We start from the raw sequence: 12,361 nt of genomic DNA, 5'->3' as shown, positions 1-12,361 counted from the left end.
ACTAAAATGAAGTTGTTCGTTTAATTTGATTAACAATTAGACTAACAACTTCATTTTTACAAAAAATATATTGTTTCGCTGCTCTATCAATTTATAGCAATTTAAGCTATACTAATAAGATGATATACCTTTATATTTGCATTAAATAATTCACTAAATCCTTCTACTTAAAAGGAAATATTGTATTAGCAAAGAATAAAACAATGAAATGTCCGTGTAATCCATCCAAGTTATATGTTGATTGTTGTAAAAAAGCGCATCAAAATATACATACTGTAGCTACCCCAGAAATTTTAATGCGTTCAAGATATAGTGCATTTGTTATGGCTAATATTGATTACCTACAAAAAAGTCACCATAGTACAACTAGACCCTCTAACCTCGAAAAAAAGGAAATATTAACTTGGACAAAATCCGTAGAATGGGTAAAACTAGATGTTTTAGAATCTACAGAAAATACGGTTGAATTTAAAGCATATTTTCACGAAAATGAATCTTTAAATCTGATACATGAAAATTCCTTTTTTTCAAAGGAAAATGATCATTGGGTATATCAGTCGGCATTGTAAAAGGATTAATATATTCCCTAAAAAAATTAGGGTACAGCTTTAAAATAAATGATCTAAATAATCCTAAAGAATAAACATCTTATTTTTTTAAAAAATTTTAAAAGCATCATTTTTTGTTTACAATATTTACATTTAGGAAATATCTTAATTATTACAATAATCTTAAATGACTATAAAACCATTACCGAGCCTTCAATTAGTTTTGATAAATGTTTTCTAACATGGTATCACTACTCCATTTGCCATATGTTTAGAAACGTATTTTTAAAAGCAATATCATTGCTTGTTACTAATGTATTTTCTAAATAAGTATTTATGCAATTAATTCGATCACTTCCGGAAGGATGTGTAAAAGTAGTATCACCCAATAAATCTTGCAAAAAAGGAAAATTAGAGGTTAACAAATTAAACTCTTTATTCAGTTTGGTTTTAATTAAATGGATAGCTATTAAGTCTGCTAAATATTCTGCTTTTTTATAATCATTTGTTACAGTACCTTTAGGGATACTTCCTTGTAAATCAAAAAGCCTTGCTTGTTTTATAGTTACAATATGAGCAACTTCATGTGTTAAAGCAAATAATTGAATATCTTCTTTGGTTAAATTTACCAAACCCTGACTCACTTCTACATAACCAAAAGCTGCTCCTGCATTTATACCTAAATCGTTTTTATCTATTTTAAACTGTGTAGGTATTTCTGTATCTGAATATTCTTTAAATAAAGGTAAAACAGATTCGTTATATATTTTAATTATTTCTTCTTCTTTTGTTAATGGAATCTCTTCATTTTCAGGAAGTATTACTTCGTTTGAAGAATTAGAATTACAAGCAAACATCAAAAAAGAAAAGAGTACTAAAAAGGATTTCTTCATTTTAAAATAAGTTTTATAAAAACAAACACCCTTAAAATTAAGGGTGTCTGTGTAATAAATAAAAAAGGGGAATTAATTGATCTAATTAGTTAGCGTAATATGTAAATGTTCTAAGTACCGTTAAGCCGAATTCACTATTAGTATAAGAAGATTCTAAAGGATAATCATCTGTATTATATACATAAGAAACATTAGCATCTGCTGTATCACGAGTAAGAGGATTGTTTGTATTTACAGCATCAAAACCAACATTAATTGCAGCATATGCAGCTGGATAAATTCCTTTAAAAGGATTGTTTTTTGTGTCATAAGTTGCTTCAGAAGGATTTGTTTGAGCTGTTCCTCTGTTCGTTTTTATAACATTACCATTAGCGTCATATTCAAAAGTAGTAATATCATCTACTAAAGCATCATCACCTTCATGATTTGTTCTTTCTTCTTTAATTAAGTTTCCAGATGTATTATAGGTATAGATATAAGTATAAACTAACACATCGTCTTCTTTGTATTCACCTTTTACAATTTGACCATTTTCATAAGAATAAACCGTACTTGTTGCGTCACTTGTTTTTTCAATAACTTGGTTTTTATCATCATAAACTAAAGTAAAAACAGAAGCTCCAAATCCTTCATCTATAGAGATTTTATTTACAAATCCAAAATTATCATCATACCCATAAGTAGTAGTTGTGCTTGCTGCAAAAAAAACATAATCTTCCGTAAAAACAGCTGTTTCTAATTGAGATCCACTACCAACTTCACCACGAACATTAACAGTTACAGTATAGTTTTTAGTAGTTACTTCATCTTCTGCAGTTACTACAAAAGTTTTTGCTTCTCCGTCTACAAAAGTAATTCCTGTATCTGAATTTGGAGAGATCGTTGCATTTTCTGAAACTGTAATAGTAGGTACAACTGCTGTTAATTTTGTTCCGAAAGGGACAGTTACAATAATATCTGTTCCTAAATCGTAAACAATATCATCAGCATTTACGCCATCAATAGCAATTGTAAAATCTGTAATGGTTGCCAAAGACGATAAAATTGGAGCATCATCATCACTAGAACATGAAACAGTAGTTATAGCTAAGGCTAAAAAAACACTAAGGATAGAAAAAATTTTCTTCATAATTTAAAATATTTAATTGGGTTGTTTTTATCTTTTTGTTGAAATTGTAACCTATAAGATAACAACAGGTTACAACGGTTTATTATTTATAAATTAGGGTTATTAATAGTTGCATCATTAGGAAAAGGAATGACATATCTGTCGTCATTATTCTCTAATGTGTAGATTACTCCGTCAAAAATCTTAGTTAATTTAGGTTGGTTAGTTCTTCTTAAATCATTCCACCTTTGACCTTCAATTGCAAATTCTCTTCTACGTTCTTCTAAGATTTCTGCTTTTAGGTCGTTACTATTTAATGAATTTACGTTTGCTTTATAAGCAATAAAACCATCGGTTGTATATCTATTTTCTGCAAATGAGATTAACTTCTCTTTTGCCAAAACATCTTCATTTAATGCTGCTAAACATTCAGCAATGGTTAAATGTAATTCTGCTGTTCTATAAGAAACCTTAAATTTAGTTTCTGCACTTTTATTAGAACTAAAACTTCCGTCTGTATTTTCTTTAAAATAAAGCGAAAAACGGACATCTGCTGTTTGATTATAAGCATCAATTAAAGTCTTAGAAATAGTTGTATTGTTAACCAGATCAAAAGAAGCAACTGTTTCTAATGCCAAAATAGATTCTACAGCGTTATATTCTGATGGCATTATAGAAGTGTCTATATTTAAATTTTGAATTTCTGCATTGATTGCCAAAGCTTCATTTGCCAAATCAATCGCTTTCTGCCACTCTTGTTGGTATAAATAAACTCTAGATTTAAAAGCTTTTACAGCGATCATAGAAAATCTATAGTTATAACCGGCCTCTTGTTTTTGGATATTAATTAGAGATTCTGCCATGGTAAGATCGCTTAAAATTAAGGCATACACATCTTCAACAGTTTGTACTAAAAACTCTTTTTCGGCATCATATTCTAAAGTAATTGGCACACCAGCATCTGTATTTGCTGTTGATTTATTGTAAGGTTTCGCATATAAATTAATCAACTCGAAGTATTGCATTGCTCTTAAAGCATACGCTTCTCCTACCAATTGCTCTTTATCTGATTGATTTCCTTCAATAGTTGCTTCACTATTTATTACGTGATTGGTATAAAAAATAGTATTGTATAAACTTGCATACGGAAAAACACTTGTTAAAGGACTTGGATTTACATCATTCCAGATAAAAAGATCCTCATATTGTTCTACACCCAAAGCATCTGCACTTAAAGCCAATTCATCAGTTCTGTACGTTGTTAATACTTTAGATTCTTTTGTAATTGAATATGCAGAAGTTAAAAAACTTCTATATTCTTCTACAGATTTAGGTATAACTTGTCCTACTGGTTCTATATCTAAGTACTTATCACAAGAGATAAAACTTAAGGTTATAAAGATGCTGTATATTATTTTTTTCATAAACTCTTTTTTAAAAAGAAAGATTAAATCCTGCTGAAATAATTCTAGGAATCGGTTGTGCATACAAACTTCCATAGGTTTCTGGATCAAAGAATCCGTTGTAATCTGTACCAATAACAAATAAATTACGTCCTTCTAGATTGAAATTTAAACTTGATATTTTTAACTTTTTTAATTTCTCTTTTGGTATGGCATAACTAAGTTTAATACTGCTTACGCGTATGTAAGAAATATCTTTAACCCAAATATCTAGATCGTTATAAGTTTGCCCATCATCTGAAGAGTTAAACCAAGTGTACACTAAATCTGTATCGAAACCGGGTGATGTTAATCCTATTAAAGCTGGATAATTCCCTGTACCTGCTTTTAAAATATCTGTATTGTAATTGTTTCCTGGTTGTGCTAAAGCAAGATTGTAACTTGGTGCTGCTTTTACGGTTTGCTTAATATTAAAATTAGTTAATACACGTAAATCAAACTGTTTGTGTTTAAAACTATTTCTAAATCCTCCGCTAAATTTAGGAGTTCCATCGCCTACATAAGAGTATAAGTTTCTATGTTCTTCTCTTGTTAATTGATTTCCATTTGTGCCTTCTTCTAAATTATAAAAATCTACTGCAGACACTTTTTTACCATCTTTCCAAAACAAAGGCAATCCGTTGCTATCTAAACCTGCTGTTTTAATTGCAAAAATGGCATTTACACTATATCCTTTTAAGGAAGGTTTAAAGTCTTCTTCTCTAATTTCTATATTATCAACAATACTTTTATTGTGAGAAATATTAAATCCACTCGTCCATTTAAAATTAGGTGTATCAATATTTGTGGTATTGATAGAAAGTTCAAATCCTTTATTACTTACAGTTGCCCAATTGGTATTGATAAAATTATAGCCACTCTCTAAAGGCACCGATCTTAAACCAATTAAATCGGTACTTTTTCTGGCATAATAATCTCCGGATATATAGATTTTATTATTAAACAATCCTAGATCCAAACCAATGTTTGAGGATACTGTTTTTTCCCATCTTAAATCTGCATTAGGCGCATTTAAAGCTCTAATAGTTTCTTCACTAACACCTGGTAAAATAGAAGATGTATAATATTCTCCAACCACAAAAGGAGATGTTGTTTTGTCTATATTTCCTTGTACTCCGTACGATGCTCTTAGTTTTAAATCGCTTACAAAATCTAAATCATACATAAAGTCTTCTTTATACACATTCCAAGAACCTGCAAAAGACCAAATAGGTAAGTATCTATATTTAGGATTTACCCCAAATAAGTTAGAGCCATCATATCTTAAACTCGTAAAAGCTGTGTATTTTTGATCATACGTATAAGAAGCTGTTCCGAAAAAAGAAGCATACGCATTCTCACTATATGTTTTTTGATAAGGATCAAACAAAGAATTTGTTAATGAACGTTCATCTGTAATAGCAATAGACGTTAAAGTATTGCTATTATAACCAAAACCTTTGGTATGTATTTGGGTTCTCTTATTTCTTCTAAATTCTGTCCCCAACATAACATCTAACTCATGTACATCATTAAAAGAAGTGTTGTAATTTGCTGTTGTTTTCCAGTTATATTGAAAAACATCTGCATTCCAATTCTGAATAATTCCGCCTTTAGGCATATAATACGAAGTACCTGTAGATGATGCATATTGAGATCTTTGCTCATATTTACGGGTATAGTAACTTTCTTCACCACTATATTTTTCTGTCTTATCAAAATCTAATTGTAAACCTAACTGTGTATTAAAATGAATCTCTTCATTTACTTTATAACTTGCATCAAAAATGGCTTTTAATGAACTCGCTACTAACTCATAATTGGTATTTTCTCTTTCTTCTAAAATATTATAATTTAGATTTAAGTCTGATCTTTCTACCAAATCTGGATCATAAACATAATTACCATCTGCATCTTTTATTTCTAAATATGGATTGGCATTTCTAGAATAGTTAGAAGGATTTGTATACGCATCTGCACCAGTTATGTAAGATGATGTTATTGTTTGGCTACCAAACAACGCCACACCTACTTTTAATTTATCATTTACATTAAAATTATCTTTTAACGTAATATTAAATCGTTTCTGACCAGTACCTTTAGTAGCTCCTGTTTCATCAAAAATTCCTGTAGAAAAATAGTAATCATTATTTTCTGTTCCTCCAGAAATACTGACACCATATTGTTGGTTTACTGCCATTTGATATAGCTCGTCTCCCCAATTAGTATTGATGTTTTTTAAATTATTGATGTCATTTTGAGCGGCACTAGAAATACTAGCAAAACCATTATCTCTAAAATTATTATACTCGCCATAATTATTTAAAATTCTAGCAACTCCTCCTCTATCTTGTTGATATTTTAAATCTGGTCTACTTGCCAATAGTAATTCGAAATCTACTTTTTCCGAAGAGTTCATTAAATTCAACTTACTAAAATCTGGTTTTTGAGTTACAAATACATTTGCGTTTACATTGATACGCATTGCACCCTTTTTACCATTTTTACTAGTGATAACAATTACTCCATTGGCAGCTCTTGCTCCATAAATAGAAGTTGCAGAAGCATCTTTTAAAACGGTAATACTTTCTATATCTTCTGGATTTAAACCTGCAATTGGATACGATTGTAAATTATCTATATTGTCTTTATCTCTAAAATCTTGTGGAATATCATTTCCGTCTAACGGAATACCATCTAACACCCATAATGGATCTGAAGAGCCATTTAAAGTAGCGGCTCCTCTAATAGATATTTTTGAAGGAGCTCCTGGAGCACCACTTATTGGTTGAATGGCAACACCCGATAATTGACCAACCAACATTTGATCTACACTAGAAACACCTGCCTGATTAATATCTGTCATTTCTACTTTTGCGTAAGCAGATGTTATTTTACGTTTTTCAATTTTTTGATATCCTGTAACAATAATTTCATCTAAACTTTCTGCACTTTCCTTTAAAACAACTGTTAGGTTTGAAGTTACATTAGAGATATCTATTTTTTCTGTTTCATAGCCGATATAAGAAATCAAAATGTATTTAATGTCTGCTTCTACTTTTAAAGAAAACGCTCCATCAAAATTTGTGGTAGTACCTAACATGGTACCTTGTATAACTCCTTTGGTATTCGTTTCATTTCCTATTATTGCCGATGACGCGTAGACCGATGCACCAACAATAGGCATTTGGAAGGCGGCATCCATAACTTTTCCCTTAATTACTTTTTCTTGCTGAGCAAAAAGTAAACTCGGAATAAAAATTAATATGTATATTAATTTATTCATGATTTAGTTTTTCAAATTATATTCAATTCTTGCTATTAAGTCACTATAATGTGCTTGAGTAGCTCTATCTCCTCTATGTTCTTTTTTCTTTAAAAGCTTTAATATTTTTTCTAATGCAGCTCTTTTATTGGTACCTATATCTGCTACTCTTGGTAGGTAAGAAAAGTGTACATTTTTAAAGGTATTAGCATCTTCTGAAATGGTCTTTTCTTTCGTTTTTTCTAATAATTTATTTCGATCTACAGTTAATACATCCACATAATTTTTCTGAGTAATTCTATCAAACATATCTAAAGACTTTCCTTTTTCTGTTTTCTTAAAAATGGCTTCAAATAATTTATCAAATAAATATTGTTCTGTAAATACGTCTTTATTGTCTTTTGATAAAACCTTATTCTCTGTTATCCTCATCAATCTATCTGTTTTTATCAGCGCATAAATTGCATTGGTTTGATGAATGCGTAACATAGAAACAGGCGAATAAAAGCGTTCTCCATCTGGCGCATCTCTTACTGCAAAAACCTTATTAATAATTTTTGGCATAAATAACCATTTTTGAGGTAAAACAGCATTTTTTATGATATAACTCAATGCCTCTTTTTGTCTTTTAGCAGATACTGGTTCAAAAGTATTTTTGCCATCTCCATAAACCGTATTGTTTACATAAACGCCACCAATATTTGCCATTACATGACCGTTATAAGTGCCCCATTGGTCTATTACCGCTTTGTATAATTTTGAAGCTTTGTAATAATCTTGTCCTTCTGCTGCTGTCCAATCTAAAATATTTGGCAATATTCTTTTTAAGTTCTTCAATCCGTATTCACTCGCTTTTACAGCATTATCACCTAAATCTTCACTTTGAGATCTCGGGTCAATCACTTGAGCTTGTTGCGGTCCATAAAAATATAAAGGATCATTTTCGTGTTTACGAATCCATTGGTTTAAAACCGGAAGTTCTTCATGAGCAGATGTATTTTCAATCCAGCGATATCCCCAATCAATTGCATATTTATCATATACACCAATTTTAGGAGTGATATCTGTAATTTCATCTTCTGGTTGCGCTACATAATTAAAACGAGCATAATCCATAATAGAAGGAGCTGTTCCGCCCATTTTAGCGGTAAACGTTTTAGATCTTAAAGAATCTACTGGGTAGCTAAATGATGCGCCCATATTATGTTTTAATCCGAAGGTATGACCAACTTCGTGCGAAGAAACAAAACGAATTGCCTCTCCCATATGTTGTTCAGAAAATTTATTAGGTCTTGCTTTTGGATCAATTGGTCCCGTTTGTACACGAATCCAAGAATGCAATCCTTTCATTAAATTATGCCACCAAATAATATCTGATTCTAATATTTGTCCACTTCTAGGATCTACTACAGAAGGTCCCATAGCATTTTGTTTTTCTGATGCTGCATACGTAATTACAGAATAGCGAACATCATCTGCATCAAAATTCTTGTCCTCATCCGAAGGAAACTTTACTTTTAGCACATTTTTAAATCCAGCAGCTTCAAAAGCTACATTCCAATCATACACACCTTGTTCTATAAAAGGTCTCCATTGTTTTGGCGTAGCAGGATCTAAATAGTAAATGATTTGTTCTTTGGGTTGCACCAATTCTCCTCGTTTGTATTTTTCAATATCTTCTTCTTTAGGCTCTAATCTCCATCTTGTAATCATTCCTCTAGACTCAACTTCTTGTTGATCATCAGAAAAATAATCCATTGGCTTATCAAAATACCCAATACGTTTGTCTGAAAAACGAGGTTTCATTACATCTGTTGGCAATAAAACAATATTAGTAGTAACTCCAATTGTTAAAGGTAAAGCTGCACTTCCGCCCTCTTTAACAGAAGTCGTTAATAAAGATTTTACAACAATATTTTTAGGGAAAGATTTAATTGTTTCTAAAATAGATAAGTTTGTTTTTAAACTCCCCCCCAAACCTATATTGGTTAACAAATCACTAAAACTCTGTTCTTTACCGTTAAATATTTTATTTACTTTAATAAATACGGATGTAGAATCTGTATTTATTGCTTCTATTTTAAACTCTTCTATAATAGACTCACCAAAATTATCTTTTACAGATAAAGTAATTGCATCATTTTCTGGAGATTGAACTCTTGGATTCACCGTTTTAACCCAAACTTTGTTTAGAATAGTATCTTTATAAAAGCGAATTAACTTAGTTTCAAAAGTCATTCCTTTATTTAAGCCATGTCCGTTTAAAGCATAAGGAACACTAGACACCTTATTTACAATTAACAAATCTCTAGACAATAACGAATCTGGAATTTCGAAATAATAATCTTCTTTTATACTGTAAACATTAAATAATCCTTCTTTAACATTCCCTTCTTTTAAAAACTTCTGATAGGTAAGTTTTTTATCATCAGTAGATTTTATAGAATCTTTTTTTTCGTCATTAGCTGTTTCCTTTTTATCTTGAGAAAAACCAGATAAAGAGGTAAGTATCAAAAGAGAAGTCATTAAAAATGGAACCAATAAAGCACCTTTAAAAGAGGATGTTTTCATAAATAATAGTGTTAAAACATCAAATTTGCATGATATCAACAACTTAGCAAAACGGAATAGAGTGAACTCTATAAAAAACGGAGTGAAATACTGTTTTTAGGTTATATAAGGCAATGTGCAGACAAATTTACCGTCTACAACACCTGTTTTAAAGGTAGCAATTTGATAATATTGGTAGGTATTCTCTAAATAATTCAACCCAATATGATGGCTATCTTTAGCTTTATGCTTTCTTGGTGTAAAATTATTTTTTACAGTAATAAAATCTTTATCAATAATAATCTCTATAATTAAAGGCTTTATTTTAGTGATTTCATTATGCTTTATCGCATTTTCTACCAAGGTTTCTAAAGACAAAAAAGGAATCTTTCTTAGCAAAATTTCAGCATCACAATTATTAACGATGGATACACTTAAGCTTTTATTAAATCTAATTTCTTGCAAAAAGACATACTGTTCTAAAAAAGTAATTTCCTTTTTCACAGAAATTAAATTTCCTTCACGCTCTTCTAAAAGGTATCGATATACATCAGCAAGTTTTAATACAAATTGCTGAGATAAATCTGGATTTAAATCAATTAAAACATGCAAAGAATTTAAACTATTGAATAAAAAATGTGGATTTATTTTTTTCTTAAGTTGATTTAATTGCAGAATAGCATTTTCTTTTTGATACTTCTCGTTGCTATTTATTAAATGTTCTTTTTCTTCTACAACCTTTATATTCTCTACATATTCTTTTTTTAACTGTAATCTAGAAACCAATAAGATTAACATAAATGTAGAAAAAGCTAAAAAACTAATCCAAGAGAAATACCCTTGTATATTTTTTGTGGTTTCTTTTAAATGAATATCTATAGGAAAACTAATAACTACTATTAAAGGTGAATTTCCGGTCATTATGGTATCAAAATAACGTAAAACTTCCAACCCAAGAAATTCTGATATTGCTTTATCTTTTAACGAATTGACATTATCAGGCACATAATATCCATTAATTTTAAGGGAACTTTTTAAAATTTGTTCAACAGAAATGGTATTAAAATACATGTCTATTTTTTTACCGATGTATTTTGTATCGGGATGTAGCATACAAATACCGTCTTTATTGGCAACTACCGTATAACCTCCGTCTCCTTTATAAGTTTCAGAAAAATAACTCCATAATGAGATTAAATCTACATCGTACCCTGTATAAACATTCTTATTGTTTCGCAATTTTTTTGCATATATTTTTCTATTAATTACGTTACCTTTCTTAGTTAGAATTGTATCAATTAAAACATCTTTATTTATAAATTGAATCTCTTTTAGTAATGCTTTTATTTCTTTTTGATACAAGCTATCTTTCTTATTAGAAAAATAATTTTCATTTACATCATTAGAGCTTATTATAGACACAAAACTATTATGAATACTGTGATGCTCTAAGGCTAAATCTGAAGTAAAAAGTAATTTCTCCTTTACAAACTCGAAAGAGTTGTTTTCTAAATTTTGTAAGATTTTTTGTGAATTTTTAAAAGAATTATTCAGTTGATTAAATTCGAATGCAACAATATTCTCTTTAGATTTTAAATTCCCTTGAATTATATCTTGAATTAATTCTTCTGTTACTGATGTAATTTTAGGAGTGATTAACGAATTACCAACAAAAAAAATAGCGATCAACAATAAACTGATATACAAATATTGCTGATTCTTTTTTAATCGGGTACTAAATTTAGATGATTGCATATTAATTATTTAACCATTCTTTAAACTCTCGAACATTTTTAGAACTAATTAAAATAAAATCGTTGCCTTTAGAAAAAGGTTCTAATTCTATTTTTAATCGATTCTGACTGTATTTTATAATTGTTTTTATAGCACTATGTCTTACAATGAATTTTCTATTTATTTTAAAAAAATCCTTTTTAGATAATTTTAAATCTAAATTCAATATAGTATCGTCATACAAATAACTTTCTCCTTTAGTAGTAAATAAAAAAAGTGATTTATTTTCTGCCATAAAATAGGCTATCTCACTATCGCTAATCGAAATTAATTTTTCTCCTCTAGAAACTAAAAATCTTTTTTGATTTGTTTTACTTTCTTTAGAAGTGTTTAAATGAGATAATAAATTTTCTAAATCACTATAATCAGTAACTGGTTTTGCTGTATAGTTGGTGTATTTTTCTAAAGCAGTATTTAATTTGTCTTTATCATAAGGTTTTAATAAATAATCGATAGCAAAAAACTGAAACGATTGTATTGCATATTGATTAAAGGCGGTTGTAAAAATAATAGGAATTTTAATTTTTAAATTTTCAAAAATCTCAAAACTTTCTCCATCTCCTAGATGGATATCACTTAAAATTAAATCGCAACTGTTATTTTTAAACCATTCTATAGATTGTGCAACACTTTCTAATCGTTTTTTAATACGTATCGGATAATTACTTTTTAATAATAACTTTTCTAAAGATGCTGCTGCCAAATCTTCATCTTCAATAATAACAATATCCATTCTAAATTGATTTATAATTTTAAAGCCG

8 protein-coding genes are annotated in these 12,361 nt (G+C 29.4%); 1 reads left to right on the top strand and 7 read right to left on the bottom strand.

Going from position 1 to position 12,361, the window contains the following annotated elements; all coding sequences use genetic code 11:
• Positions 1-203: 203 nt before the first annotated feature.
• Positions 204-569 (top strand): YchJ family protein, encoded by a 366-nt coding sequence (locus H0I29_RS14310; RefSeq protein ID WP_218752921.1) that lies wholly within the window; start codon positions 204-206, stop codon positions 567-569.
• Between the two features lie 230 nt (positions 570-799).
• Here H0I29_RS14310 and H0I29_RS14305 read toward each other — a convergent pair whose 3' ends face one another.
• The 7 genes from H0I29_RS14305 to H0I29_RS14275 all read right to left on the bottom strand — a co-directional run bounded on the left by H0I29_RS14305 (position 800) and on the right by H0I29_RS14275 (position 12,333).
• Positions 800-1,441: a hypothetical protein gene (locus tag H0I29_RS14305; protein WP_218752919.1), complete on the bottom strand. Its 642-nt coding sequence runs from the start codon at positions 1,439-1,441 to the stop codon at positions 800-802.
• Between the two features lie 85 nt (positions 1,442-1,526).
• Complete coding sequence (locus H0I29_RS14300) at positions 1,527-2,570, bottom strand: DUF5018 domain-containing protein (RefSeq protein ID WP_218752918.1); 1,044 nt, start codon at positions 2,568-2,570, stop codon at positions 1,527-1,529.
• Between the two features lie 86 nt (positions 2,571-2,656).
• Positions 2,657-3,973 (bottom strand): RagB/SusD family nutrient uptake outer membrane protein, encoded by a 1,317-nt coding sequence (locus H0I29_RS14295; protein ID WP_218752917.1) that lies wholly within the window; start codon positions 3,971-3,973, stop codon positions 2,657-2,659.
• A 10-nt stretch (positions 3,974-3,983) separates the two neighbouring features.
• Positions 3,984-7,277, bottom strand: a complete 3,294-nt coding sequence (locus tag H0I29_RS14290; RefSeq protein WP_218752915.1) for a SusC/RagA family TonB-linked outer membrane protein — start codon at positions 7,275-7,277, stop codon at positions 3,984-3,986.
• A gap of 3 nt (positions 7,278-7,280) precedes the next feature.
• Positions 7,281-9,827, bottom strand: a complete 2,547-nt coding sequence (locus H0I29_RS14285) for a zinc-dependent metalloprotease (RefSeq protein WP_218752913.1) — start codon at positions 9,825-9,827, stop codon at positions 7,281-7,283.
• Between the two features lie 96 nt (positions 9,828-9,923).
• Positions 9,924-11,561: a histidine kinase gene (locus tag H0I29_RS14280; RefSeq protein WP_218752912.1), complete on the bottom strand. Its 1,638-nt coding sequence runs from the start codon at positions 11,559-11,561 to the stop codon at positions 9,924-9,926.
• A 1-nt stretch (position 11,562) separates the two neighbouring features.
• Positions 11,563-12,333, bottom strand: coding sequence for a LytTR family DNA-binding domain-containing protein (locus H0I29_RS14275; protein WP_218752910.1), 771 nt, complete (start codon positions 12,331-12,333; stop codon positions 11,563-11,565).
• Between the last annotated feature and the right edge of the window lie 28 nt (positions 12,334-12,361).

The sequence above is a fragment of the Polaribacter sp. R2A056_3_33 genome (assembly GCF_019278485.1).
Taxonomy (GTDB): Bacteria; Bacteroidota; Bacteroidia; order Flavobacteriales; family Flavobacteriaceae; genus Polaribacter.
This window is presented reverse-complemented; position numbering and strand designations above follow the sequence as displayed.